This window comes from Tychonema sp. LEGE 06208 (assembly GCF_015207505.1).
GTDB lineage: Bacteria > Cyanobacteriota > Cyanobacteriia > Cyanobacteriales > Microcoleaceae > Microcoleus.
Genome location: NZ_JADEWT010000009.1, coordinates 60,657 through 85,132, shown reverse-complemented (window position 1 = coordinate 85,132; position 24,476 = coordinate 60,657). Strand labels below are relative to the sequence as shown.

The 24,476-nt window shown below is 45.2% G+C and carries 26 protein-coding genes; 15 read left to right on the top strand and 11 right to left on the bottom strand.

Annotated elements, in window-relative coordinates:
* The first annotated feature begins 76 nt into the window (after positions 1-76).
* On the top strand, positions 77-529 hold the full coding sequence (locus tag IQ263_RS04395; protein ID WP_194066345.1) for a pepsin/retropepsin-like aspartic protease family protein: 453 nt from the start codon (positions 77-79) through the stop codon (positions 527-529).
* A gap of 333 nt (positions 530-862) precedes the next feature.
* On the opposite strand, the gene galT is transcribed toward IQ263_RS04395, so the two are convergent.
* Both galT and IQ263_RS04385 read right to left on the bottom strand, forming a co-directional pair.
* Positions 863-1,969, bottom strand: a complete 1,107-nt coding sequence (galT, locus tag IQ263_RS04390) for a galactose-1-phosphate uridylyltransferase (protein ID WP_333193199.1) — start codon at positions 1,967-1,969, stop codon at positions 863-865.
* 289 nt (positions 1,970-2,258) lie between these two features.
* Entirely contained in the window at positions 2,259-2,765 is a 507-nt protein-coding gene (locus IQ263_RS04385) for a hypothetical protein (protein WP_194011922.1), read from the bottom strand.
* Positions 2,766-3,185: 420 nt separating this feature from the next.
* Between IQ263_RS04385 and IQ263_RS04380 the strand changes: the two genes are divergently transcribed.
* The 6 genes from IQ263_RS04380 to IQ263_RS04355 all read left to right on the top strand — a co-directional run bounded on the left by IQ263_RS04380 (position 3,186) and on the right by IQ263_RS04355 (position 10,616).
* Positions 3,186-3,428, top strand: coding sequence for a hypothetical protein (locus tag IQ263_RS04380; protein ID WP_194011923.1), 243 nt, complete (start codon positions 3,186-3,188; stop codon positions 3,426-3,428).
* Between the two features lie 130 nt (positions 3,429-3,558).
* Positions 3,559-4,641 carry an ATP-dependent 6-phosphofructokinase gene (locus IQ263_RS04375; RefSeq protein WP_194066344.1) on the top strand — a complete coding sequence of 361 codons (1,083 nt, stop codon included), beginning with the start codon at positions 3,559-3,561 and terminating at the stop codon, positions 4,639-4,641.
* Between the two features lie 460 nt (positions 4,642-5,101).
* Entirely contained in the window at positions 5,102-6,550 is a 1,449-nt protein-coding gene (locus IQ263_RS04370) for a YcjF family protein (protein WP_194066343.1), read from the top strand.
* Positions 6,551-6,750: 200 nt separating this feature from the next.
* Positions 6,751-7,776 carry a hypothetical protein gene (locus IQ263_RS04365; RefSeq protein ID WP_194066342.1) on the top strand — a complete coding sequence of 342 codons (1,026 nt, stop codon included), beginning with the start codon at positions 6,751-6,753 and terminating at the stop codon, positions 7,774-7,776.
* A gap of 639 nt (positions 7,777-8,415) precedes the next feature.
* Entirely contained in the window at positions 8,416-9,960 is a 1,545-nt protein-coding gene (locus IQ263_RS04360; RefSeq protein WP_194066341.1) for a DUF697 domain-containing protein, read from the top strand.
* The gene (locus IQ263_RS04355; protein WP_194066340.1) at positions 9,957-10,616 is read left to right on the top strand and encodes a type I restriction endonuclease subunit R; all 660 of its coding nucleotides are present in this window, start codon (positions 9,957-9,959) and stop codon (positions 10,614-10,616) included. The genes IQ263_RS04360 and IQ263_RS04355 overlap by 4 nt, the downstream gene beginning before the upstream one ends.
* A gap of 165 nt (positions 10,617-10,781) precedes the next feature.
* Here IQ263_RS04355 and IQ263_RS04350 read toward each other — a convergent pair whose 3' ends face one another.
* Positions 10,782-11,471 carry a hypothetical protein gene (locus tag IQ263_RS04350; RefSeq protein ID WP_194066339.1) on the bottom strand — a complete coding sequence of 230 codons (690 nt, stop codon included), beginning with the start codon at positions 11,469-11,471 and terminating at the stop codon, positions 10,782-10,784.
* A 136-nt stretch (positions 11,472-11,607) separates the two neighbouring features.
* Positions 11,608-12,450 carry a TlyA family RNA methyltransferase gene (locus tag IQ263_RS04345; protein ID WP_194066338.1) on the bottom strand — a complete coding sequence of 281 codons (843 nt, stop codon included), beginning with the start codon at positions 12,448-12,450 and terminating at the stop codon, positions 11,608-11,610.
* A 322-nt stretch (positions 12,451-12,772) separates the two neighbouring features.
* Between IQ263_RS04345 and IQ263_RS04340 the strand changes: the two genes are divergently transcribed.
* Positions 12,773-12,961, top strand: a complete 189-nt coding sequence (locus IQ263_RS04340; protein ID WP_228049782.1) for a hypothetical protein — start codon at positions 12,773-12,775, stop codon at positions 12,959-12,961.
* A gap of 108 nt (positions 12,962-13,069) precedes the next feature.
* Here the strand turns inward: IQ263_RS04340 and apcB are convergent, their stop codons facing one another.
* Positions 13,070-13,579: an allophycocyanin subunit beta gene (gene apcB / locus IQ263_RS04335; RefSeq protein ID WP_194008596.1), complete on the bottom strand. Its 510-nt coding sequence runs from the start codon at positions 13,577-13,579 to the stop codon at positions 13,070-13,072.
* Between the two features lie 359 nt (positions 13,580-13,938).
* Here apcB and glnA point away from each other — a divergent pair, with 359 nt between their 5' ends.
* Positions 13,939-15,360: a type I glutamate--ammonia ligase gene (gene glnA / locus IQ263_RS04330; protein ID WP_194066336.1), complete on the top strand. Its 1,422-nt coding sequence runs from the start codon at positions 13,939-13,941 to the stop codon at positions 15,358-15,360.
* Positions 15,361-15,642: 282 nt separating this feature from the next.
* Here glnA and IQ263_RS04325 read toward each other — a convergent pair whose 3' ends face one another.
* Entirely contained in the window at positions 15,643-16,083 is a 441-nt protein-coding gene (locus tag IQ263_RS04325; protein WP_339384927.1) for a hypothetical protein, read from the bottom strand.
* Positions 16,084-16,159: 76 nt separating this feature from the next.
* On the opposite strand from IQ263_RS04325, the gene IQ263_RS04320 reads away from it, so the two are divergent.
* The 4 genes from IQ263_RS04320 to IQ263_RS04305 all read left to right on the top strand — a co-directional run bounded on the left by IQ263_RS04320 (position 16,160) and on the right by IQ263_RS04305 (position 18,520).
* Positions 16,160-16,486: a hypothetical protein gene (locus tag IQ263_RS04320; protein WP_194066335.1), complete on the top strand. Its 327-nt coding sequence runs from the start codon at positions 16,160-16,162 to the stop codon at positions 16,484-16,486.
* A 2-nt stretch (positions 16,487-16,488) separates the two neighbouring features.
* Positions 16,489-16,713 (top strand): hypothetical protein, encoded by a 225-nt coding sequence (locus IQ263_RS04315; protein WP_194008599.1) that lies wholly within the window; start codon positions 16,489-16,491, stop codon positions 16,711-16,713.
* A gap of 129 nt (positions 16,714-16,842) precedes the next feature.
* Positions 16,843-17,745 (top strand): ferritin-like domain-containing protein, encoded by a 903-nt coding sequence (locus tag IQ263_RS04310; protein WP_194066334.1) that lies wholly within the window; start codon positions 16,843-16,845, stop codon positions 17,743-17,745.
* 271 nt (positions 17,746-18,016) lie between these two features.
* The gene (locus tag IQ263_RS04305) at positions 18,017-18,520 is read left to right on the top strand and encodes a YbjN domain-containing protein (RefSeq protein ID WP_194066333.1); all 504 of its coding nucleotides are present in this window, start codon (positions 18,017-18,019) and stop codon (positions 18,518-18,520) included.
* Between the two features lie 88 nt (positions 18,521-18,608).
* On the opposite strand, the gene IQ263_RS04300 is transcribed toward IQ263_RS04305, so the two are convergent.
* The 5 genes from IQ263_RS04300 to IQ263_RS04280 all read right to left on the bottom strand — a co-directional run bounded on the left by IQ263_RS04300 (position 18,609) and on the right by IQ263_RS04280 (position 22,906).
* Complete coding sequence (locus tag IQ263_RS04300; protein ID WP_194066332.1) at positions 18,609-19,091, bottom strand: hypothetical protein; 483 nt, start codon at positions 19,089-19,091, stop codon at positions 18,609-18,611.
* Complete coding sequence (locus IQ263_RS04295; RefSeq protein WP_194066331.1) at positions 19,088-20,212, bottom strand: AAA family ATPase; 1,125 nt, start codon at positions 20,210-20,212, stop codon at positions 19,088-19,090. The genes IQ263_RS04300 and IQ263_RS04295 overlap by 4 nt, the downstream gene beginning before the upstream one ends.
* Positions 20,213-20,429: 217 nt before the next feature.
* On the bottom strand, positions 20,430-20,888 hold the full coding sequence (locus IQ263_RS04290) for a divergent PAP2 family protein (protein WP_194066330.1): 459 nt from the start codon (positions 20,886-20,888) through the stop codon (positions 20,430-20,432).
* Between the two features lie 14 nt (positions 20,889-20,902).
* The gene (gene crtE, locus IQ263_RS04285; RefSeq protein ID WP_194066352.1) at positions 20,903-21,829 is read right to left on the bottom strand and encodes a geranylgeranyl diphosphate synthase CrtE; all 927 of its coding nucleotides are present in this window, start codon (positions 21,827-21,829) and stop codon (positions 20,903-20,905) included.
* Between the two features lie 189 nt (positions 21,830-22,018).
* A complete protein-coding gene (locus IQ263_RS04280; RefSeq protein WP_194066329.1) occupies positions 22,019-22,906 on the bottom strand; it encodes a LysR family transcriptional regulator in 888 nt (295 codons plus the stop codon).
* 115 nt (positions 22,907-23,021) lie between these two features.
* Here IQ263_RS04280 and IQ263_RS04275 point away from each other — a divergent pair, with 115 nt between their 5' ends.
* The gene (locus tag IQ263_RS04275) at positions 23,022-23,510 is read left to right on the top strand and encodes a GNAT family N-acetyltransferase (protein WP_194066328.1); all 489 of its coding nucleotides are present in this window, start codon (positions 23,022-23,024) and stop codon (positions 23,508-23,510) included.
* A 69-nt stretch (positions 23,511-23,579) separates the two neighbouring features.
* On the top strand, positions 23,580-24,344 hold the full coding sequence (locus IQ263_RS04270; RefSeq protein ID WP_194066327.1) for a class I SAM-dependent methyltransferase: 765 nt from the start codon (positions 23,580-23,582) through the stop codon (positions 24,342-24,344).
* Positions 24,345-24,476 lie beyond the last annotated feature (132 nt).

Genomic DNA, 24,476 nt, shown 5'->3' with positions numbered 1-24,476 from the left:
GCAGGTGTTAACCTGTGGCTGCCCGCATTTCAAGCTATAATCGAAGGTAGACTTTCTGTAGAAAAAGAGAGGCGCTATGATAAATATCGATCGCAATTGGAGTCAAACAACCAAAAATATGGGTGCAGTTCGAGTCAAAGTCAAACTAACAAATGCCATTGATGAAGAGTTAGTCAAGAGAGGATTGCTCAATCCAAATCTTCTGCGAGTGTACGAAGCAGAAGCACTGATAGATACTGGTGCAGTACGCACAGCAATTCCTGTAGAAGTTTGCGAACACCTTGGTTTGAGAATTCGGAGTCAGGAAATAGCAAAATATGCTGATGGTAGACAAGAAACAGTGGGATTGACTGGGCCTATGATTATTGAAATGGCAGGGCGCGAGACGATCGAGGCCGCAATGGTTTTAGGCGATATCGTGCTCATCGGTCAAACTGTGTTAGAAACTTTAGACTTGCTGGTAGATTGGAAAAATCAGCGTTTAGTTCCAAATCCCGAAAATCCCGAAAGAGCTGTGTTGAGAGTATAAAAACCATATTCATGACACCTCATAAACCCGGTTTTTTCATAGATATATGACAATCTTAAGTGAACCGTATTGGTTCGTCGTGAGGACTTCACTTCTTCTGAAAAAAGGTTCGTAGTAAGGATTTTAGGATTGAAAACTTAATAACTTAAATACCTCCTACAGTTCTCTCTACTGTAAGTTGCCTTCCTCAAAGGAGGCAGAGCCTCCGCACCTGCATTACTAGGCAGAGCCTGGTAACCAGCAAGGTTCCCCCTGGGACTTTAGTTTTTCTTAAAAAAGTGTTTAATAAAGAAGAACTAAAGTCATCACTACGAACTAAATTGAGCGAGGTTATTAATAGAGATTGACAGATACGGCTTGCAATTCTTGAGCTTTTTCTTCCGGTAAAGCATCGTTGACAAACATTCCCGCTGCGAGTTCGGTTCCCGCTAGGTATTTGAGCCGATCGCGCGATCGGTAGGGCGGATAAAACTCAGCGTGCAAATGCGCCTCTGGGTGAGGCTTTCCGTCTGTGGGCGCTTGAAACCAAGCCATCAAATAAGGGAATGGGCGGTGCCACAAACCATCATATTTAAGGGCGACTGTTTTTAAGGCCTTGGCAAGTCCTTGACGCTGTTTTTCGGTAAGATCGATAAATGTGGCAACCGGTGCGATGGGCGCAATCCACACTTCGTAAGGGTAGCGGGCGCAAGCGGGCACAAAGGCGATCGCATATTCATCTAAATACAGAATTCGCTGTTTGTCTGAAATTTCCTTTTGAATCAAATCTTGCAGCAAACCGCTGCTGTTTTTTTGATAGTAAATCGACTGACATTCTAACATCCGCGCCGGCACCGGTGGCACGAACGGATAAGCATAAATTTGACCGTGGGGGTGGTGCAAAGTTACTCCAACTTCTACGCCGCGATTTTCAAAAGGCAAGACATATTGAATTTCGGGATTGCTGCTGATAACTGAAGTGCGATCTGCCCACACTTCTAACAATAATTCTAAGTGAGTTAATTCCAAAGAACCCAACGAAGCCAGCGGATCTTGAGTAAAAACGACAACTTCACAAACGCCGTTAGCCGGTACAGTTTCCACAATATTTGTAGGTGCATTATTTGCCGGGAAACTCATCGATGGAAAGCGGTTGTCAAAAACTGCTATGTCGTAATTTCCTCGCGGCAATTCTGTGGGAAATCTAGGATTAATTGTAGCAGCCAGCGGGTTATATTCCGGCGGTGGCATGAAAGTTCTTTCCTGACGGTGGCTGGCATATGCTACCCATTCCCCCCGCAAGGGATGCCAGCGAAAGTGCGGGTTGGCTTTTACAGGTTCATTGCTGGGACTTACGGCGGCGATGCCTTTTGGAATTGGGTAGCGGCTGTAAAGTGCGATCGGGCGGCCGTCGGGTTTTCGCAATGTTTGGCGGTACATTTTTTGTGGGCGATCGAGCATTTTTAATATATTTTATTCCTAAGTTTCCTCAAATGTGTTAAAAATGACCGGGCTTGCTCGCGATCGGCTTACAGGCCCGTTAAAAAAACTGTCCGAACTTTTGATGACTGTTAATTAATGGGATATGGGTAGTATTCAGAGGGCGGTATAGCGGTTCTCAAGCGTGGTGAGGTATGCCCTATGCCCTATGCCCTATTCCCTATCCCCTATCCCGGATAGTACCTCAGATGAGAGATCGAAAGGCTATATCTCTGCGATATGCCCTGTAAAAACAGCTTTCTTTGTACTTTTATTTCGCCGATTTCTGCGCCTTGTTTTCGGGTTCTACTGATTGCAAAGCTCCGTCGAGAATTGTCCGCGCTTCCTCAGCTTGGCTCCTAGCTTCTCGATAGCGGACGTTAGCTTGAGCGAAGGTTTTGAGAACTTTGAAACCGTCTTTGAGACGACCAATTTCTTCTGCCGTCACAGACTCATCTGTAAACAAAATGTCGATCGCCTCCCGGATTTTGAGTGCTTCTTCGCGGGATTCCATGACTTTCAATTTGAGACTTGCCAAATTGCTCAAAATCTGCACCGCTTCAGTAATTGCGTCTTCGCCATCCGAGGCGGCATCTTCGATATCCTTAACTTCAACAAACTGCTTGGGCCCAAATCCTTCTGCGAGCTCTGTAGGTAGCTGACCTTCATCCATCAGCAGCATCAGCTTATCCATCGCTTGTTCGCGGGCTTTGACTGAATCTTTCCCTCTGACAGTTAAAATAATTTCGGGGCTTTGAGGGAGTGTATAGCGAACCATATTTTGACCACAAGTGTGCGACAACAATTGAATGATATTTTATCTTTATTCGATCGCCTGTTGCAGCGATCGTTCCGCTTCCTTGCTAACCGCTTGCCCAAATTTGACGCCCTTAGAATGGATACAAGCCCCCAATTTAAGTCATGGAGAGAGAAAATTTTTAGCTCAAACTTCAAGATTCCAGATTCAGCGGGAGAGCAAATCTTAAATCTTCAAGGCCCGAATCTAAAATCGACTGACATCGTTTCCGGTGACATCGGAATCATAAAATCGAATCAAAAGTTAACACTCAACCATTGAGTTTTTCGACCCCCAGTCAAGAGTCAACAGCCAACAGTCAACAGTCAACAGTGAGCAGTCAACAGTCAACAGTCAACAGTCAAGAGCTGACAAATATACACTCAAAAGGAACCCTCGACCATGAAAGATAAAATTCTTAACTTTATCAACTTGATTCTAGTAGCTGATGTGTTTTTCGTCTTTGCTATTTTTGGGTGGTTTGCGATCGCCGTAGTTGGGCGATCGACCGGAGTGAATCTCGGTTTCGATTTATGGTACAGTCTGTGGCAACCCGTATTCAATCCCGCCCTGGGAATTCTCATGGGCGGTGCAATTCTCAGCGGTATCATTAACCAAGTTTCTAAACGCCTCAATCCCAAGTAAAATTTATGTTGTATTTGAAACGGTGATTTGGGAGGCTAGAGCCGCTAAATTACGTCGCAAATAAGGATTGGACGATCGGGATCTAAAAAAATCAACCCATGTTCTGAGTAACAAAAGTCTGGCATAAATTATGGGAGAACAAAAGTGTATCGGCATTCTCACTAGCGGAGGTGACTGTGCAGGTTTAAATGCCGTGATACGAGCCGTTGTTTACCGCGCAACGGGAACTTACAATTGGAAAGTAATGGGAATTCGTCAAGCCACCAACGGATTGATGAGTCGTCCCCCGGAAGCAATTCCTTTGAATATTGAGAAAGTAGACTCTTGGCTCACCATTGGCGGTACAATGCTGGGCACGACAAATAAGGGCAACCCTTTTGCTTTCCCGATGGCTGACGGGACTCTGCGCGATCGCTCCGATGATATTATTCAAGGCTATCATCAACTCGGTCTGGATGCCTTAATTGGCATAGGTGGCGATGGTAGTCTCGCCATTCTCAGGAAGATTGCTCTCGAAGGTAATTTGAATTTAGTGGCTATTCCTAAAACTATTGATAATGATGTCGGAGTTACCGAGCGTTCGATCGGTTTTGATACTGCTGTCAATATTGCTACAGAAGCACTAGACAGATTGCATTTTACTGCGGCAAGTCACAGCCGCGTGATAATTGTTGAAGTCATGGGACGCGACGCCGGACATATTGCAATTAGTGCCGGAATTGCTGGGGGAGCTGATATCATTTTGATTCCCGAAATTCCTTACAAAATTTCCGAAATCTGTGCCAAAATTCAAGAACGCCAACAACGCGGAAAAAACTACTGTTTAGTTGTAGTAGCGGAGGCAGTTCGCACAGAAGCAGGCGAATTAGTAATGCACACAAATCGCTTAGGTCAAAGTCGATTAGGCGGAATCGGTCAGTATTTAGCTGATACAATTTCGGAATGTAGCGGTGCAGAAACCCGCGTCACGGTTTTGGGACACACTCAACGCGGGGGAACGCCTTCTTCGTTAGAAAGATTAATTGCTTCTGCTTTTGGCGTCGCAGCAGTTGATTTAATTGCCGAAGAGAAATACGACTGCATGGTATCTTGGCAGCAGCGAGAAGTTGTCAGCGTTCCGTTGGAAGATGCGATTTCCAAATATAGACCGGTAGACTTCAACGGTACTTTGGTTAAAACGGCCCGCGGTTTGGGAATTTGTTTGGGAGATTAGACAATTATTTGTCTTAGTTCTCAAACAGTAACAAGAAGCAAAGAAACCGGGTTTTTTGGCAATAGAGGGTTTTTGGCTAGTATTTATACCATTTCTCTAAAATCATGCAATACTCTCCGACCCCCCCTAGCCCCCCCTTAGCAAGGGGGGGGACAAGAATACTGTTGCATTATTTTTTGAAATTGGTATTAGTTAAAAAACCCGGTTTCTGGCCCCATGTTTTTCACTTTCCCATCAGAAAACCATCGGTGTGTATCTGTGTCGATCGACTTGACAACTGCGATCGATCCTGTGATTTATGCTGAAAGTAGATTTGGCACTTGTCCAAAAACTTGAGGGTGTAATCCGCACGGGTAGCCCGCCTGCCAGTTTCGATGTCCCAGAGGTACGATGGAATATAGGGACAAAGACCAAGCCCGTTAAGGTTAAGCTTGGCAATAATACCCACAGGAAGGTAACAATGACACTTAACTTGCGGCGACCGATTTTGATAGGCGGAATAGGACTTTCAGCGGCGCTGTGGCTGCTGGAAACTTTACAGCATTCGGGTTCAGAAATGGGCGAAACGGCACTCATCGGCTTGGCGGCCGCTGGTGCGGGTTATTGGTGGTGGAAGCAACAATCCCCCAAACTCGAACTCGCACTCGCGGAACCCCTGGTCAACCGCGAAGCAGCCGAAAAAGCGATCGCCACGGCATCCGCCGCGATTAATTTGCTAGCTCAGGAAGCTCAAAACTCGGCAAATCCGGCTAATCTAACAGCAAAGCTCGATCGGCTCAAAGCGGAATTAGACAGACAAGACTTGCGGATTACCGTAAGCGGCGGCAAAGCTGTCGGCAAAACTGCCTTAATTCAAGTTTTAAATTCTAATTGGGCATCCCAACAACCGTCAAAACAGATTTTCTCAGAAACAGCACCGCTGTTTACCAATACCACAAATGTCGATGCTAAAATCAGCGGTGATTTAGTGTTGTTTGTGACAGCGGGCGACATTACGGATTCTGAATTTAAAACATTATCTCAGCTAATTTCAGCAGGTCAGCGCGTGCTGCTAGTCTGGAACAAACTAGACCAATATTTGCCAACGCAGCAGTCGCAAGTTTTGCAGCAGTTGCACCAAAGAATGCAAGGAATATTGGGAACAGAAGATATAATTGCGATCGCAGCTTCCCCAAATTCTATTAAAGTGCGGCAGCACCAAGCAGACGGCACTGTTAAAGAACGGATCGAAAATCAAGTCTCTCAACTCGAACCGCTGACAGCAAGATTGACTCAAATCGTAACCGAAGAACGGCAACAGTTGGTCTGGGCGAGTGCGGTGCGCGAAGCTGCAACTATTAAATTAGAAGCAAAAACTTTGTTAAATGCAGTCAGGCGCGATCGGGCAATTCCCATCATCGAACAATATCAGTACATCGCCGCCGCCGCCGTTTTTGCTAACCCAGTTCCCGCCTTAGACTTGCTAGCAACAACCGCCATCAGCACCCAACTCGTCATCGACCTCGGCGCTATCTACCAGCAAAAGTTTTCTTTAGACCAAGCTAAAACAGTAGCGGGAACCTTAGCAACCCAAATGTTCAAACTCGGATTAGTAGAACTGTCTACCCAAACTATTACTGGACTGCTGAAAAGCAATGCCGTCACCTATGCAGCAGGAGGCGCGGTGCAGGGAATTAGTGCAGCCTACTTTACCAGAATAGCCGGACTGAGTTTGATTGAATATTTCTCAACTCAAGAATTGGAAAATGCTAAAGGCATCTTCAATCTTACGGAACTGACGAAAACTTTGCAAGCAGTATTTATGCAAAATCAGCAAGTTTCCTTCTTGCAAGGTTTCATCAACCAAATCGCAAGTCGTCTCGCGCCTCAAATGTCTCAGTCCGAGGCAGTAAATTCAGCCGCCAATTAAAACCTTGTAGGGCGTGCACCGCGCACCGGTTTTGGCGGTCGTGCAATGCCAGCCCTGTCTGGCATGGTAAATTTGAATAGGAGAAACAGCAGAAACTCGCTATTTCTCCTTGTATTTTTCAGACATCAAGTGGGGCGGGGCGGATTTATTGAGGTTATTGGTTGGCGGTCAAATAGTGTATGTCTAATTATATAAAAATTATGAAAAATGTCAAAAATATTTATGACCAATTGTACAAAAAAATTGGCCTGAGATTGTCTGAAACTAAACTGTGGGATATGGGTGTATTTTTTGCGTTATGGGCTTGGGTAATTTATGGATATTTGTCTCCTAAAAGTCCCTATAATTTGTCTAAATACTACAAAAAGAAACGTCCCGATGTCTTAACTTTTCAAGTGTTTTGTCCGACCAAAGATCCGCAAAAATTCCATCGCATCAGCATCATGGAAGAACACTCTTTTCAAAGCATATTTCTAGCTCCTGGCAACTTGATTCGCTTCCCAATTTTCTGTTTTAATGACAAAGTAGTTTCTCGATCTTTGGCTGGTCGAATTATTCCAGAATTATTAGATATGGGTCTGCCGATTAATCCCAGCGAGCGCGCCCAATTAGAAATCAAAACTTTTTATGACGATGTATCCAGAAGCAACTGGACAATTTATGTAGATCCCTCTGAGTTTAGTCGAGTAGAATATCAGCAAATGCTCTGCTGTTATGAAGCACATCGTGAGGAAATAGATTCTCAACTAAAAACTTCTAAAGTTATTCCGTGGTGGAGTCCGAAATCAAAATATCCCAAAAGCTTTGAATTTGATTATCGTGCCAAACGTATTGCTCGAATTGTCTATGGAGCCATGCCTCAACCTCAAGTATTCTCACCTCAGAAAATTTCTACTGGCTGCGTAGTAGATGGCAACTGGATGCCTATTTCTAATGAAACTTTGACCGTTTACCCGAATGGGCAATGGCAGATTCATATTCGACGAAAATTTGGCAAAAACCCGTGGGATAATTATACAATTGGTCAAGGGAAGGTAACATTTGTGGATCCAGTTCTAGTATTTGATGTTGAGTCGCTGCATTTTTATGATTTAGACTCTATTAAAGATATCACCGTTCGCGAATATTTTGCTTCTTTTGCTGATAATGAAGGTAAGAAATTGACGGATTTTTATCAACTTGGCAAGATTCCATCTAAATTCAAACCACACGTATACGGTAGATAAATTATTTAAGCAAATACTCAAAACATATTTTAAAATTGACAAAATAATAAATGTGGGATAAATTTAATTCGAGTATTTTATCGAAACAGTCTGTTAAACCGATCGGTTTTTTGAGGCTGACCTAAATATTGTCTGGTTTTCTATTTTTGCTGGCTCAGATTCCAGTTATATCAAATCCTCTCTTCATCGGAATGATTCAGATATATATTCTCGGACTCTGTGTACTCTGTGTTCTAGCGCCGGTTAAATCACCTGACGATGCAACGGTCAACGATATTACTTTTTACAGAAGTGCGATCGCACTTTTATGCACACACTGTCCAGAATATTGTTAACAAAACTTACGCCAGCGGGGTCACAAACCCGGTTTCTGCATCAAGCATCTCTCGGAAATATCGACGATTTTTCAGAGAAACCGGGTTTTTTGCGTAAGTTTTAGTTCAGAGGACTTTTGTTTTGACGTAGAAACTTAAGTCACTGCCGGAATCCGAGTTTGATGAGGTTGTTGACGCGCCTTTGTCCTGTTTCTACCTAACTCCCCAATAAAAAGCTAGAAATTTATCAAAAATTGTATTAAAATAAGAAATAGAATGTTATAGTTCGACGCTCAATTACATTGCTTAAAAAAGCCGATCGCCAATGGCTGACAATTCCATCCAAGAAAATCGCTTGTCCCTAGCCCGTGCCAGTTTGCGCGAAGCCCTCGCGCGGTATTCTCACTTGCGCCAAGGCAAAAAAAACTCGAACAATACAGAATTAGAAGCGGCGCTGCAAACTCAGTTAGATATCTTAAGTTACACCTCAGAAAAGCTCGATCGCAATGTGATTCGCATTGCCACTTTCGGCATGGTCAGCCGCGGCAAATCAGCGGTATTAAACGCGCTTCTGGGTCAAAAAATCTTGCAAACAGGCCCTCTCAACGGCGTTACTCAGTGGCCGCGTTCCGTGCGCTGGAGCGTGCCTTTGCCCCTCCTTGACAGTGTAGAACCCCCCCAACTCCCCCTTGGTAAGGGGGGGCTTATGGAACCGCCCCTTGGTCAGGGCGTGCCTGTGGAACCACCCCTCAGTAAGGGGGGACAAGGGGGGATTCAAGTAGAGTTAATTGATACTCCCGGAATTGATGAAGTTGGCGGCGAAGTGCGCGGCGATATGGCAAAACAAGTCACTCGCCAAGCTGACTTAATTCTGTTTGTCGTGGCTGGCGATATCACCCGCACTGAATATCAAGCTTTGTGCGAATTGCAAACAGCTCAAAAACCGCTGATTTTAGTTTTTAATAAAATTGACCTGTATCCAGAATTAGACAGAAAAGCTATTTACCAAAGTTTGCAATCACTGGGAAATTCTGAAGGCTTAGCAGCAGATTCGGTAGCAGATGCCACAGATACGGAAATTTCGGGCGATCGACCAAACAACACTTCCGATCGATCTACACCAAAATCCGCTCCTAAAATTGCTAAATCTTTAGAAATAGTCATGGTAGCCGCCGAACCCGCACCGGTGCAAGTGCGCGTCGAATGGTCAGATGGAAGTGTCACCCACGAATGGGAGTCGCCTCCCCCCCAGATAGACCAACTCAAGCACAAAATTTTGACAATTCTTAACAGAGAAGGGCGATCGCTCCTCGCTCTCAATGCTTTAGTAGAAGCTAGAGATGCCGAAGCAAACATTGCTCGTCAAGTTCTCAAATTGCGGCAAACAGAAGCCGACGATTTAATCTGGCAATTTGCCAAATACAAAGCTTTGGCTGTGGGGATAAATCCCATTGCTTTCCTAGATGTCATGGGAGCAACTGTCGCAGATTTAGCCTTAATTCGCTCCTTATCCAGACTTTACGGTTTACCCATGACTGGTTACGAAGCGGGGAAACTTTGGCAGACTATTTTCTCCAGCGCAGGCGGCGTACTTTTGGGAGAATTAGGTAGCAGTTTCCTCTTGGGATTTGGCAAAAGTGCCGCTGCTGCTGCTCCACAAATTGGCTTTTCTACTTTTGCCGGAGTCGCTGTCACTCAAGCTAGTTTAGCAGCTTACGGAACCTACGCTGTCGGTCGGGCGGCTCAAGTTTATTTAGAAAAAGGCTGCACTTGGGGCCCTCTGGGACAAGATACGGTAATTCAAGAAATTCTCGCCACTATCGAGCGCAATACAATTATCGATCGCCTCCAGCAAGAATTTAAAATATGACACAAACAACAGCCATTACTGAAATCATCCAAACTTTAGCAGATGTTGAATCTCGATTCAATATTACACGAACAGAAGCCGAGGGATTTTTCCCAGAATGGTATACAGATTTGCCCGAAATTACAGAAGCGGATCGAGCCGGTCTTAATTCGCTCCGGCGCAGATATCTCTATCATTTAAATGATGGAAGTCTGACAGAAGGAACCGTCACGCTAATCATGGGTTCACCTCTCTTGGAACGAGCGGGTTTTTACGATTCACCTTTTAAAATGACTGGTGAAAAATCTGTACAAATTGTTTTAGATGAGGAAGATGAAGAAATAGAAACTATCCAAGGAAGGATTGATGTTTTAGTGATGCAAAATCAGTTTTGGGTGACACTTTTAGAGTCGAAGCGCACCACCATCTCAGTAAGGTCTGCACTTCCCCAAACACTAGCATACATGACAGCCAATCCCCGGAAGGATAGACCGAGTTTTGCTGCGATGACAAATGGCAGTGAAATTGTATTCGTCAAGCTAGACTTTCAGAATCCACCTCAATATGACTTATCAAGAATATTTTCACCGCTTCCTCTAACCAACGAACTTTATACGGTTCTTCAAGTCTTGAGAAAAATTGGTCAACTGATATTAATTCCGGTGGCACCGGAATGATATAAACGGAGGACACGGCAGTGCCGTTTCCCTACCCGGATTAATTGTAGGGACACGGCATTGCCGTGTCCTGATTGTGGGTAATATTAATTCCGATGCTACCTGATTTGATATGATTCCCAATTCTTCAATTCTTTAATCTAAAATCTAAAATCTAAAATCCTATTACCTTCCGGCGATTCTCACACCTTCCCTAAAATGGGCGATCGTGGCAATTACCGCTATTGAAAAGTAAAACAGTCTGATCAGCCAAAAACAAATCCGCATTGACCAGGTAACAATGGTAGGAGCCACACCTGTTAACTGCACAAATCTGGAATTAACTTTTTTTTCAAAGCTGTCTAAGTCTTTCATCTCCGATTGTTTGGTCGGAATTACTGGAAACTGACCAGTATATACGTAATAACCGAGAAAACCTTGCAATCCTACTTTTCTCTGCAAAAAAGAGTTAGTTAATGTTGCTGTTTCTGCAGGCAATAAGTTATCCGATTCTCCGACTTTTTCTAACCAAGAATTATATCTAATTACTGGCGTAATCATGAAAACTAAGGGAACTACAACTATTAATAATGCTGCACTAATTTTGCGTCCGTATTGAGGAATCAAAAGTTTTGTAGCTACCCCAAATCCCATGCCGATAAAAGCAAATATTAAAATATTTAACAGTTCAATAATTTCGATGCCTCTCAACAAATCACCGATAATCAGAATTGTATATAATAATTTGTCCGCTAGCAGCAGGGCTGCGAATTTGATCAGAATTGAAACGCCTACAATAGTAGCTGCAATCGCTAAATACCCGATGCCCCCTAGAATGTACAGAAAAATTGAACCGGCTTGTTTTAATGGCTGCATGGAATTATTCACTCTTGTGAAAGTTTAGGAGTCTGATTGACAAAACAATTTCAAATTTTAGATAAGTTTTGCTCTCCAAATTTGACTTTTAAAATTGATTAGCTCGATCGGTTGAAGTCAATTTCAAATCTAAAATCTAAAATCGATTGACAAGTTCCCGCGCTGCCGCTTTTGCGATTTGTGCGATGCTTTCCTTGACAGCACTTTCTTCGATCGCCCCCGGCTCTGGTTCCTCTTGGCGATCGATCCCCAACCATAAAAGATACTCGATATTACCGGCCGGGCCAAGTAAAGGCGACCACGTTAAACCCCGTTGCTGCCATCCTAAAGCTGTGGCTGCTTTCCACACTTGAAAAATCGCATCGGCTTGAGTTGCTGAGTCTCGCACTACGCCTTTTTTCCCGACACGATCGCGCCCAACTTCAAACTGCGGCTTTACCAACAATACCGCTTCTCGCGGCGGTGCCAACAATTCCCACAGCGCCGGTAAAATCTTATCTAGGGAAATAAACGACACATCGACTACCGCCAAATCGGCTCGCGGTGACTCGCCGTAAAGCTCAGCAGCAGTCATGTAGCGCAAATTGGTGCGTTCTTTCAAAATTACCCTCGGATCGTTACGCAAGCCCCAGTCAGCTTGACCGTAGCCCACATCTATGCCGTAGACGAGGGCTGCACCGGCTTGCAGCAGACAGTCGGTAAAGCCGCCTGTGGAAATGCCACCGTCAAGACAAATTCTGCCCGCTACGGGAATCGCAAACACTTCTAAAGCTTTGGCTAGTTTGTCGCCGCCTCTGGAAACGTAGCGCGATCGCTCTTTAATCTTAATTTTTGCTGCAATGTCAACCTCAGTGCCCGGTTTGTCAACTACCTGTTGGTCGATCGAGACTTTCCCCGTCCGAATCAAGGCCTGAGCTTGCTGTCGGGAAGCGCACAAATTTAGGTCTACTAATAAAGTGTCTATTCGTTGTTTAGCCAAGGTTTTTAATCTGTACGCCACGGTTGTTGACAGTAACCAGATTACCACTTACGCAAAAACCCGACTGCGGATTTTTGGCGATTATTTTGCTTTTCCCAGCAGAAGTACCGCCACGAGCCCGCTGCCATTTTTTCCGCGCTTGAGAGAGCTGCGGGGGCGATACCCCTCACCTCGTATTGTGTGACACAGATCGCTCTGTGTGTGTAGTTTTATCACAGTTCGACAATTCTTAGAATCACACAAAAACTTTGGCTAGTAGCGGATTATGTAGATACAGGGGAATGTGCCACACACACAATCAGGGCGATCGAGCATGAAAACAATGAACTTTCCTATCAAAAATCCGACTATTTGTCAAGAAAATCCCTTAGCCTTCGTCAGCGGTAACATCATCCACATTCTTTATCCCAACGGCGAAGTAGAAGTAACAACAACCGAGCAAATCGATCGCCGCCAAACCAAAAATCCCCTCGACAAATGCCTCGTCTGGGGATGTGTTGGCGATTTTTAACCAATAAAAAAGATCGCTTAGAGGCTGTGATGCCAAAAAAGCGATCGAGATAGTGCTACCTGCAAGCTACAGATGCAATTTTCTGTTACAAGAAAGAGCTTGCTTGACTTAAATATCTTGTTCGCTCAATTCGCGAATCATGTAATCAAAAGGTTGCTCCAGAAAAGGCCCCACAGACAAGCCTGCAGCTTCCACCTCAGCCTTAACCATCTCCTTCATAATGCCAATCCCCATCACCGTAGGGCCAATGGGCACGCTTAGAGAATTGTAAGTTTCCCGCAAACCTTGCAGCACGCGCTCGTCGAGCACATCCGTACTTCCAGCAACCAGGGCGTAAGTAGCATAGCGCAAGTAATAGTCCATGTCCCGCAGACAAGCCGCGTAACGGCGAGTCGTGTAGGCATTTCCACCGGGACGGATCAGTTCCGGCTGTTCGGCAAATAGCTGGATACCAGCTTGCTTGACAATTGACGCAGCATTGCTGTTGATTGCCGCTGCAGCCTGTACCCGTGCTGTGCCGGTTGCAAAATAAGATTTCAACCGATCGATACCATCCCGGTCTAAATACCTGCCAGCAACATCATAATTTTCAATCAGACTCGTCACTGCATCGCGCATTAGTTTGTCTCCCAAAAATCTTTATCAATACTTTGCTATCTGAGATAGACCGCCTATTGTAGACTACTACAAATCGGCCTTTGATTAAGATTTGAGATAGGATTTGCACGATCGGCAGTCAATCCCCGACCAATAGCCGCAAAATTCTGCCGTTTGTTTTGTATAAACAGCCGAAACACAGACCAAATAAGAATCACAAACTACCCAACCGCGATCGGCTCAATTTTGAATTATTGTATCTTTTGCTACAAAAAATTGATAGCTGAAGGCCTACGATCGCCCAAACAGTCTGAAATCTGCCGTTAGCGAAGCTTGCAGAAGAGAATCGCCCGCAACCACACCAATATCAGGAGTAAGTGATGTTCCAGACACCCCAAGAAGCCCTAAACTACATAAAAGAAAATAAAATCCAGATCGTTGACCTAAAATTCATCGATATGCCGGGGATCTGGCAACACCTTTCCCTGTACCACGACCAAATCGACGAAACCGCCTTCACAGACGGCATACCCTTCGACGGTTCCAGCATTCGGGGCTGGAAAGCCATCAACGAATCAGACATGACGATGGTCATCGATCCGACCACCGCTTGGATCGACCCGTTCATGGCAGAACCCACCATCAGCTTCATTTGCAGCATCAAAGAGCCCCGCACCGGCGAACCGTACAATCGCTGTCCCCGCACCATAGCTCAAAAAGCCATAGACTACTTACTGACAACCGGTCTCGGCGATACAGCATTCTTCGGCCCGGAAGCAGAATTTTTTATTTTTGACGACGTTCGCTTCGACCAAACCCAAAATTCCGGCTACTATTACGTAGATTCGATCGAAGGTCGCTGGAATTCTGGCAAAGAAGAACCAGGCGGCAACCTCGGCTACAAACCGCGTTACAAAGAAGGTTATTTCCCAGTAGCACCAACCGATACCTCTCAAGACATGAGAACGGAAATGCTGCTGACAATGGCAAAATGCGGCGTACCCATCGAAAAACACCACCACGAAGTCGCCACCGGCGGGCAATGCGAACTCGGTTTCCGCTTTGCCACATTAGTACAAGCCGCCGACTACTTGATGACATACAAATACGTCATCAAAAACGTCGGCAAAAAATACGGCAAAACCATCACCTTCATGCCCAAACCGCTGTTTAACGACAACGGTTCCGGGATGCACGTTCACCAGTCGATTTGGAAAGACGGCAAACCTCTATTTGCAGGCGATCAATATGCAGGTTTCAGTCAAATGGGACTGCATTACATCGGCGGCATTCTCAAGCACGCCCCGGCACTTTTGGCACTCACCAACCCGACGACTAATTCCTACAAGCGTTTAGTTCCAGGCTTTGAAGCGCCTGTAAACCTAGCTTACTCTCAAGGAAATCGATCGGCATCAGTACGGATTCCGTTATCGGGAACCAACCCTAAAGCCAAGCGGTTAGAATTCCGCTGTCCCGATGCCACATCCAACCCCTATTTAGCATTTGCAGCCATGCTGTGCGCCGGCATAGACGGCATCAAAAATCAAATCGATCCAGGTGAACCTTTGGACGTGGATATCTACGACCTTTCCCCTGAAGAATTGAACAAGATTCCTTCGACTCCCGGTTCCTTGGAAGGTGCTTTAGAAGCTTTGGAAAAAGACCATAGTTTCTTAACTGAAACCGGCGTATTTACCGAAGAATTCATCCAAACCTGGATTTCCTACAAACTCGACAACGAAGTCAACCCGATGCGCTTGCGTCCTCACCCCTACGAGTTTGCTCTCTACTACGACTGTTAGATAAGTTAAAAATCACACCTCAAAAAAATTAAAATTATCATTTTTTGAGGTGTGATATCATGTGCAATCGAACGATCGCGATCGGATGAGTTTGTGGTGAGGAATTTAGTCTTGACAATCGAAGGACTACAGTCCTCACTACAAACCACTTTTATTTTGGGCGATCGACCGAACATGATACGATTCTAAAAAAGGTCGCCGTTGCAGGCGATTTTTTTTTATATTAAATCAATCCGAACTCCAATTCCCAATTCGCAATTACCCATTCCCAATTCCCAAATTTTAGAACATCTGTATTAGCGCCCAAACTTTGCCGTTACCGGAAACCATCAGGGCTACGCTGTGAGTGGTAGGCCCCATAGTAGCGTCCGAGACATCCTCTACAGCCCATTTATTTGCTTTCTCATCGACAATAAACAAATCGTCAGCGGTAGTGCCTTCTTGAACCCGATATATCTTATTCAAAATGAAACGCTGTCGCGCCTCAGCTTTTGGTATCCCCGTAACTTCATCAGGATCGACAGAGAGGGCACTGCCTTCTTTTAATGTACCTTTCGAGTTACTTAAATTGCGATCGCTCTTTTCTGATATTTGTAGACTGTGAAGCTGGACGCAAGGCTTTGTCTCAGAGATATTTGAGACAGCAGCTAGCGCCCCACTTTTTTCTAAACCGAGAACCGCTGCAAAAGCTGTAAAAATTAACAAAATCTTAAAATTATTCACAGTAATTATCCTTGTTTGTGTGTTAAATGCTGCTGTCAGTATAAAGTAGCAATTAGCGATTAGCAATTACCAAACGATGTCTGATATTTTTGTGATGGTTCGCAATCAAAATAACGTCGCCATGACTTCAGTTGATGGCATTGCCTTCATTACTTTACTGAATCAGGACGGACGGGTACTGGCCGAGGAAACGGTTGCTTTGATGGAGGCAGATGCGGGATTTGATGACTTGGCACCAGGACAATATACTGTAATAGTTAGGCACGAACAGGTTGAACCACAATCTGCAAAATGGGATGTCACGATTGGCAAAAAAGATCGAGTCATCATACTGATATTTGTTTATCTAGAACCGGAACGGGTACTCCTTCGCATTCTAGCTACTGTTGAAGATAGACTATAACTATGACAGCTAATGTTATTCCATCACAATCAATTAAAATGTTTCGCTATCGAGTGCATTTCTTGGCAAAAGACCTTTGGAAGGAGAAAAACCCAGTTGGTCGAATGAATTTGGCTTTGCAGTTGGCGGATGCGGCGAGTACGCTGGCCAGATTGGAAGTGGAGGAAGCACAAAAATTTCAACAAGAGTCGGCTTCGGTTCTGGTTTCAGACTCAACTGAGACTTGATATCAATTTTGGGAATAGGGCATTGGGAATTGGGGATTGACAACCAACTTCTGCATTGCTTTATTGAATGAGCAAGCCGAAAAATTGCGTTACACTTATATAGGTATCTTTACAAAACAACATAAAATCATGACTGTTGCCTATCCCCGCAAGCTCCGCAACGCAATGGGAGCACGCGAAATTTTAGCTCAAGTGGTGCGCGATCGCGAAATTCACCTGATCACCCTCAACCGCTATCGGTTTAGCGAACAGCGCAGTTGCAAAGACCTCACCGACTTGATCGAGCAGCTAGACGGCGAACCGGCCGAACTTGTGCGCGATCTTTCCCGGCACATCTCCGACGAAGCGCGGCACGCCATGTGGCTGACAGATTTGCTGGTAGACTTGGGCCAGAATGTGGGCAAGCCGCCGGGAGTATCCTACATTGACGAGTTTGAAAGGTTGTTCGACAGCGAGAAACAAGACCCTACCAAAGACCGCGAAGATTTTGTAATTTCTTCCCTAGCGGCGATTAATGTCACCGAGAAGCGGGGATGCGAGTATTTCTCAGCCCACATCCACGCCCTGAAAAAGGCTCCTGAAACCGACGAAAACATCAAAATTCGCGAAACCATCGAAAAGATTTTTCCCGAAGAAGCAGGCCACGTCCGCTGGGGGAATCGCTGGTTGGGCGCAATTGCTGCTAAAAGCCCGGAACACCGCCAGAAGGTGGAACAGGCTAAACGCAAGTATGTGGCGATCGAACAAGCAGCATTTGAATCGGGAATGGATATTATGCTGGGGGCAGAACTGCGCCGCGTCACCCGCTTGGTAGACATTGCCAACACGATGCCGATGTGGGAACGCCCGCAATATTTGATGGAGCGCTTGCCCGCAACTCTGTTGGCCCCCGACTTGCAAATGACTAGAGTCGATGTGGCTCAGCGCGCCTGGAACCGCGACCCGCAGGCATTTGTGGAGAAATTTGTGCCGATGTTCCTCAACGGGATGAAAAACATTGAGAAGAAGCCGGCGGCTAAACCCAAGGCTTAAACATCTAGGGAGGCAAAGCAAGAGTGATATGGGTTCCCAGGCTCTGCCTGGGAACCAGTAATAGACTCGTTCTACTCGTTACCAGGAAAAGCTTGGTGACGCAACATGGGAGGCTCTGACTCCGATGTTTTGTCTGGGAGAAGCCTTTTGGGGAGCGGTTTTTGTCAAGAAACCGGGTTGATGAGGGTTTTTGTAAGTGAGTCGTATTTTTGTAAGTCCTAAATAGGAAGTAAACTGATTGTTGGAATAGTTTTTCTTATAAATATTAATCATGACTAACAGCGAACCGAACATACAAACAGCTTCCGCAGAAAGCCAATCTAGTGAAAGCGCGATCGCCGATGCCCAGGTTGAAAAAGCCACAGCAGTAACCTATGCAGAAGAAATTGAGACTGTGATTGCCAGCATGGCTGTAGACCAAAAAGTCATGGTGGGAAAAAATGAAGCTGGCGGGCATCTTTGGAAATTCAAGTACGGCAGCGTCGAAGTATTCGTACAACTCAGCGGCGAAACCGAAGATGATACTTTGACTGTTTGGGCTTTTGTACTGCAGTTGCCGGCAAAGAATGAAGCTCAATTAATGCGGAAAATTCTAGAAATGAATTGGCTGTCTACCTTGGAATCTCATTTTGCGATTGTGGACAATCAAGTTGCGGTAATATCGACTCGGACGATCGCCGAAATCTCTGCCGGGGAAATTTCTAGAATTATTACTATTGTCGCCACCATCGCCGATGACAACGACGACTTGCTACAAGCAGAATTCGGACTGTAGGGCGCACGACTTTTAAGCCATCGATACTCCGCTAAATTATTGGCAGTTGCGTACCTCACATTTAAGTGGGTGCGTGACTTTTAGCTATTTATTTAAACAAAAATGGTTTGACAAACTTCGCCATACGATCTAGTTCTGGCTTGTTGTGTTTGAGAAGATTATGTCCCCATAACTCATTTGTATTGTCAGAACAATCTTTTGCAAGAGCTTCTCCAATCTCCTCAAAAGTCTTTTTGATGTCTGTCCTTAGATTCTCGGGTTCTGATAGCACTCCCAACACGAATACTCTTGCTTTTAGATCGTCTGGAATATGACTTTCTACATAACTCAACCGATTTTTACTATCGTCGAAATCAATGAGCAAAACCATCATTCTTTCTGGTAATTGTCGCATTTCAGACGCATACTTATTAGTGAATTCCTCCACAGTTTTTTTCCAACCACCAGGAAGTGGCAGGACTTTAACAGCACGGTTATTAAGGTTTGGCCAAAGAAGAAATCCGTTGGCAATCTGGCGATTAGCATCATCTTCTGCCAACACATGAATGTGCGGTTGATACTTATTACTCATAGCTCTATGTCGCCACCAATCAAGGCATTTATCAGGTCGCCTCTAACAGGTATATCACTGAGCAATCTGACTAAAGTTGGCTCTAAGTGGCTTTTGCGATCTAATACAAAGGTATTTTCATTGGAAAACTTGCGGATTGCTTCAGGATTATGCGATGTCACTAAGATTTGTCCGCTATTCTTAAATGAGCGTCGCAGTGATGTGACAAAATGTCCAACCTCCGATAAGGATAGATAGTTGTCAGGTTCATCCCAGAAGCAAAAAAGAGGGCCATAGGATTTGTTAGCAGCCAACACAAGAGCGCAAAGAAAAAAGCATTTTTCACCGTCAGATAAGCTTTCAAAGTCAACACTCAGATTCGCATTATTTGCTTCAAATCGCACAATCATGCTTTTGGAGTCTTTGCCGATGAGTTCATTCAGAAAATCCTGAATGTCAGGCATAACTTCTCGGAGATATTTGTCAACCTGTGTATAGGCGGCAGGATAGCGACTGAGTAATCCAGAAACCCACTCCCCAAAGTTTGAACCATCTCGCTTTGGCTCCAAAGTTTCACCATTGGAGTCTCCAGTCATCAAGCTGGGAATCGGGGCTAAAATTATCGTGCGAGCCAGCCAAGTCTTGAAAATATGCAGCGGATCAGTCTCAGATTGCTCCTGAATTACTGGAAGAGCAACAAGATGCCAATCTAGGAGAAACTGAGCTTCACGATTTTGCGAACTGATGTGAAGAGTGACTTGAGCTTCTTTTCTAGAGTAAATTGGATCTCCTGCAACTAGCAGTTGTTCTTCAAAAACTCGCAGCTCTTTAAATTTTTCTGGCAAATCAAACGCCAGGATATATTTGTATAATTTATCTTCAAGTAATACTTCTATTTCAAAGCGGATCGGGACATCAGACCTCCCACGAGCGAAATCTTTTGGGCTAATCAGCTTCAGTTTTTCAAGTTCGCGCATTCTATTGATGCCTCGACTAATCTTCTGAAGGACTTCTAATGCAGAGGCAATAGTTGATTTACCTGCACCGTTTTTTCCAATCAAAAGAGCAGATGGCATTCCCTGTATCTTCAGTTCAAAGTTTTCTAGGCATCTGAAGTTGTTTATATATAGTCTTTGGATCATAACAAAACTACTCCAAGGAGCGGTAACTAAAAAAAATTTTTGAACCTTTTAAACTGCTTAATTAAATAATAGGTATTGCCATAAAATTCCCAAAAATTCGGGTGTTTTTCTGATCTTGAGACAGATTAGTTGCCGAAATATTAATTCCCGCAGCCGACATTTACCTCCAACTTGTCAAAAAAACACCACTGCTCCAAGTCTACTCCGTACTTAAAACTTAATAGGCAGGCCCTGCAATCCAAGAAATCGCGATTCCCAGCCCCAAACCGACGACCACTTGAAAGGGAGTGTGTCCCAGCAACTCTTTCAGGCGAGCTTCATTGAGGTTGTGATCTTCCTCAAAAAACTCGTCAATTAGTTGGTTGAGAATGCGGGCTTGTTTGCCGGCGGCTTGGCGGACGCCAGCAGCATCGTACATAACGATAATTGCAAAAATCGCGGCGATCGCAAACTCGGAACTTTCCCACCCCATCGTTTGTCCCACACCAGCCGCTAAAGCGCCGACAAAGGAAGAATGAGCGCTGGGCATTCCGCCGGTGGTTACTAAATTCCGAAGATTGAATTTACGATTTTTGACTAATTCGATCGGCAACTTTAATACTTGAGCCGCCAGACAAGCGATCAAAGCCACTATCAGTACATGATTGTTTAAAATGCCGCTGCAAATTTCCTGCATACTGTTTGGTATTTCTAGTTACTGCGGCTTGTAATAAAATCAGCAATCCCCAGCAGCGGTAGAGCTTTGCTCCCAAACACTGCCAGTTGAGACTTAGCATCAGCAACAAGCTGCGAAGCTTGACGCCGAGACTCATCAATTCCCCACAAACTCGGATAAGTCACTTTCCCTGCTAGAACATCTTTCCCAGCAGTTTTGCCCAATTCTTCTTGAGTAGCCGTAATATCCAGAATATCGTCAATTATCTGGAAAGCCAGCCCAATATTCTTGGCAAAACGAGACAGCCGCTGCAAATCAGCAGCCGAAGCCCCAGCCAGAATTGCCCCACAAACTACGCAAGCCTCTAACAGCGCCCCTGTTTTGTGAGCGTGAATGTAATTTAAAGTTTCCAGAGAAACATCTGTCTTTCCTTCCGACTCCACGTCAACCACCTGACCGCCTATGAGTCCACCAGCCCCGGCAGCTCGCGCCAAATGGGCGATCGCCTGCAACACCTGCTGGGGGGGTACGTTCTCAGTTTTACTGGCTATAAATTCAAAAGCATAGGTCAACAAACCATCGCCCGCCAAAATGGCGATATCTTCGCCATAAACCTTGTGGTTCGTCAGTTTGCCGCGCCGGTAGTCGTCATTGTCCATTGCCGGCAAATCGTCGTGAATTAGCGACATTGTATGGATCATTTCCAAAGCGCAAGCTGTCGGAATTGCCATCGAGGTAGTGCCGCCGGCCAGTTCGCAGCTAGCCAAACACAGGATCGGACGCAAGCGCTTGCCGCCCGCTAGCAGCGAGTAGCGCATTGCTTCGTAAATTTTCTCTGGGTAGATCACCGGTAGTGCACTGTCGAGAGCTACCTCGACCGCCCTTTTTTGCTCGACTAAGTAAGTAGATAAGTCGAAAGCGGATTCCGGTGTGGAAGAATCCATTTCTGTTGCCAATACCATCCCTTGCTCTCTTGTACTGAATGTGAATGGAGATACTTTGAGTTGTTCAGGTCGAATCTGGCCGACTTCTAGGGCGGTGGTTATCCGCACTCCCAGTATCAATTAATCATTCTAAGGGTGTTGTTGCACAGAAAATCTTTGAGTTTTGATAACTTTGTGAAATTACCCGTTTATCTAAAATCTACAATCTCAAATCTCAAATCCGCCACTTTGCCTGACAACTTCCAAAAACCGCTGCACCGCTGCCGTAGGATGGTTGCGCCAAATTAGGGCGATCGCCACCATGCAGGTTGATTCTGGCAAAGATTTGTAAACAACCCCCCTGCGCTGGAAATTTTGCATGGATGCCGGGACGATCGCCACGCCCATCTCGGCCGCTACCAAACTGATAATTGTCTGCATTTGCATCGCTTCTTGACCGGCGATCGGGCTAAAACCGGCTTGCTGACAAAGACTGACGATCGCATCGTACAATGCCGGAGCTTGGGAACGCCCAAATAAGATGAACGGTTCGCCTGAGAGTTCGCGCAATTCCACGTAAGGGCGATTCGTCAAAGGATGCGTTTCTGGTAGCGCCACCATCAGAGGTTCTCGAAACACGATTTCGGAATTTATGGCATCTTCCTCGACTGGAGGCCGCACGAAGCCGATATCAATGCGGCCTTCCCGCAACCCCTGCAACTGTTCGTTAGTTGTGAGTTCGTGCAATTCGAGTTTGACGGCCCGACACCGAGTGCGAAACGCCTGCAAAATAGGTGGAACCACATTGTGCGCGGCAGAGCTCACAAAGCCTACAGTTAGTTGGCCGAGTTCGCCGCGGCTGGTTTGTCTGCCGAGTTGAATTGCGCGATCGACTTGCTGCATAATTTTTTGTGATTCCTCAAAAAAAACCTGTCCCGCTTCCGTTAGCTGCACCGTCCGCTTGGTGCGGCGAAACAATTGAAAACCCAATTCTGCCTCCAAATGCTGAATTTGTTGGCTCAGCGGAGGTTGAGCCATGTGCAGTTTTTCGGCTGCGCGAGTGAAATTCAACTCTTCTGCAACCGCAATGAAATAACGCAAATGTCGCAGTTCCATAATTTCCCATTCCTTAATAATATTTTAAAAGTATAAATTGTTGTTTAAACAAGTATTGGACATTTATGAGGGCATTTAATACAGTGATTAATAGGTGAAATTGAGAATTCAAATAATGGCTAATTTGGATATCAAAATTAGAGAAGTAGAGCTGGCAGATTTGGAACTCATTCTGGCTTTTATTTCGCAAAAAAGCGAGTTTGATGGAGCCAGACATCTGTTAGCAGCAACAACAGATAAATTGCAGGAAACTTTATTTGGCAATCGTCCGCTAGTGCGGGTTTTGTTGGCGGAAGTTGCAGGAAAAGCGGTAGGATTTGCGATGTTTTATCCTTCCTATTCAAGTTTGTTGGCGCAGCCGTGCCTCTGGCTTGATGATTTGTTTGTGCAAGCTCCTATGCGCGGTATGGGAGTGGGTACAGCTTTGTTGAAACATTTGGCGCAAATTGCTGAGTCCACAAATTGCGGGCGGATTGAATGGACTGTTAATACTGGGAATGCGCCTGGTATTGCTTTTTATGAAAAGCAGGGTGCGCGCATTTTGGAAAATATTAGGGTTTGCAGAATTGAGGGGGATGGAATTAATCTGCTTGCTGGGAAATGATTTAATAACGAACCGCGAAGGCGCGAAGAACGCGAAGAGAAGAGAAAAGAAGAGAAGAGGAGAGATGAGATGGCACAAGCTTTTTGGAATTCAGCTCTTTATGAGGGAAATCATGCTTTTGTTTGGCAGTACGGTGAATCGCTTTTGGAGTTGCTGGTTCCGAAGGCTGGTGAACAAATTCTGGATTTGGGATGCGGTACGGGACAGTTAACTGGAAAGATTGCTGAAAGCGGTGCTTTTGTGCAAGGTATTGATTCGTCTTTGGCGATGATTTCTACGGCAAAAGTTAACTATCCTCACATTAATTTCTCTGCTGCTGATGCTAGGGATTTTCAAGTGGAACAGCCGTTAGATGCTGTGTTTTCTAATGCTGTTTTGCACTGGATTAAGCAGCCGGATGCTGCGATCGATTGTGTGGAAAAAGCGCTGAGGCCGGGAGGGCGTTTTGTGGCTGAGTTTGGCGGTAAGGGGAATGTGGGGGCGATCGCCCGGACGCTTTTGAGTGTTTTGTCAGAAATTGGCTTGGGGGAGCCTGAATCGCTTAATCCTTGGTATTTTCCGAGTATCGGCGAGTATGCTGGGCTTTTGGAAAATCATGGTTTTGAGGTGGTTTATGCGGTTTTGTTCGATCGCCCGACTCCCCTAGCCGGCGGCAGCGCGGGTATGGTAAATTGGATTGAAATGTTTGCTGGCGGGTTTTTGGTGGGGTTGTCTGACGAAGTGCGATCGCAGGTAATTAACGCAGTTGAAGAACGTTTGCGGCCAACTCTTTACTGCGATGGTAATTGGATTGCGGATTATCGACGAATTCGCGTTGTTGCTATCAAACAATAGTCGCCGCAGCCACAATTAGCCTGTACGGTATTTAATAGACTTTTTGCATAAATGCTCGATCCTGCAACCGTAGATGTCAGAGAGATCAACACAAATAAACGCAGATAATTTGTGAGTGAGTGCAAGAGATAC

Excerpts from the sequence above, each read along its gene's own strand:
- crtE (WP_194066352.1), bottom strand. The coding sequence starts at position 21,829 with ATGGTATTGGCAACAGAAATGGATTCTTCCACACCGGAATCCGCTTTC.
- IQ263_RS04370 (WP_194066343.1), top strand. The coding sequence starts at position 5,102 with ATGACACTTAACTTGCGGCGACCGATTTTGATAGGCGGAATAGGACTT.
- IQ263_RS04365 (WP_194066342.1), top strand. The coding sequence starts at position 6,751 with ATGAAAAATGTCAAAAATATTTATGACCAATTGTACAAAAAAATTGGC.
- IQ263_RS04270 (WP_194066327.1), top strand. The coding sequence starts at position 23,580 with ATGGCACAAGCTTTTTGGAATTCAGCTCTTTATGAGGGAAATCATGCT.
- IQ263_RS04310 (WP_194066334.1), top strand. The coding sequence starts at position 16,843 with ATGACTGTTGCCTATCCCCGCAAGCTCCGCAACGCAATGGGAGCACGC.
- IQ263_RS04355 (WP_194066340.1), top strand. The coding sequence starts at position 9,957 with ATGACACAAACAACAGCCATTACTGAAATCATCCAAACTTTAGCAGAT.
- IQ263_RS04305 (WP_194066333.1), top strand. The coding sequence starts at position 18,017 with ATGACTAACAGCGAACCGAACATACAAACAGCTTCCGCAGAAAGCCAA.
- IQ263_RS04300 (WP_194066332.1), bottom strand. The coding sequence starts at position 19,091 with ATGAGTAATAAGTATCAACCGCACATTCATGTGTTGGCAGAAGATGAT.
- IQ263_RS04280 (WP_194066329.1), bottom strand. The coding sequence starts at position 22,906 with ATGGAACTGCGACATTTGCGTTATTTCATTGCGGTTGCAGAAGAGTTG.
- apcB (WP_194008596.1), bottom strand. The coding sequence starts at position 13,579 with ATGCGCGATGCAGTGACGAGTCTGATTGAAAATTATGATGTTGCTGGC.
- IQ263_RS04275 (WP_194066328.1), top strand. The coding sequence starts at position 23,022 with ATGGCTAATTTGGATATCAAAATTAGAGAAGTAGAGCTGGCAGATTTG.
- galT (WP_333193199.1), bottom strand. The coding sequence starts at position 1,969 with ATGCTCGATCGCCCACAAAAAATGTACCGCCAAACATTGCGAAAACCC.
- IQ263_RS04375 (WP_194066344.1), top strand. The coding sequence starts at position 3,559 with ATGGGAGAACAAAAGTGTATCGGCATTCTCACTAGCGGAGGTGACTGT.
- IQ263_RS04315 (WP_194008599.1), top strand. The coding sequence starts at position 16,489 with ATGACAGCTAATGTTATTCCATCACAATCAATTAAAATGTTTCGCTAT.
- glnA (WP_194066336.1), top strand. The coding sequence starts at position 13,939 with ATGTTCCAGACACCCCAAGAAGCCCTAAACTACATAAAAGAAAATAAA.
- IQ263_RS04290 (WP_194066330.1), bottom strand. The coding sequence starts at position 20,888 with ATGCAGGAAATTTGCAGCGGCATTTTAAACAATCATGTACTGATAGTG.
- IQ263_RS04385 (WP_194011922.1), bottom strand. The coding sequence starts at position 2,765 with ATGGTTCGCTATACACTCCCTCAAAGCCCCGAAATTATTTTAACTGTC.
- IQ263_RS04320 (WP_194066335.1), top strand. The coding sequence starts at position 16,160 with ATGTCTGATATTTTTGTGATGGTTCGCAATCAAAATAACGTCGCCATG.
- IQ263_RS04350 (WP_194066339.1), bottom strand. The coding sequence starts at position 11,471 with ATGCAGCCATTAAAACAAGCCGGTTCAATTTTTCTGTACATTCTAGGG.
- IQ263_RS04340 (WP_228049782.1), top strand. The coding sequence starts at position 12,773 with ATGAACTTTCCTATCAAAAATCCGACTATTTGTCAAGAAAATCCCTTA.
- IQ263_RS04360 (WP_194066341.1), top strand. The coding sequence starts at position 8,416 with ATGGCTGACAATTCCATCCAAGAAAATCGCTTGTCCCTAGCCCGTGCC.
- IQ263_RS04395 (WP_194066345.1), top strand. The coding sequence starts at position 77 with ATGATAAATATCGATCGCAATTGGAGTCAAACAACCAAAAATATGGGT.
- IQ263_RS04295 (WP_194066331.1), bottom strand. The coding sequence starts at position 20,212 with ATGATCCAAAGACTATATATAAACAACTTCAGATGCCTAGAAAACTTT.
- IQ263_RS04380 (WP_194011923.1), top strand. The coding sequence starts at position 3,186 with ATGAAAGATAAAATTCTTAACTTTATCAACTTGATTCTAGTAGCTGAT.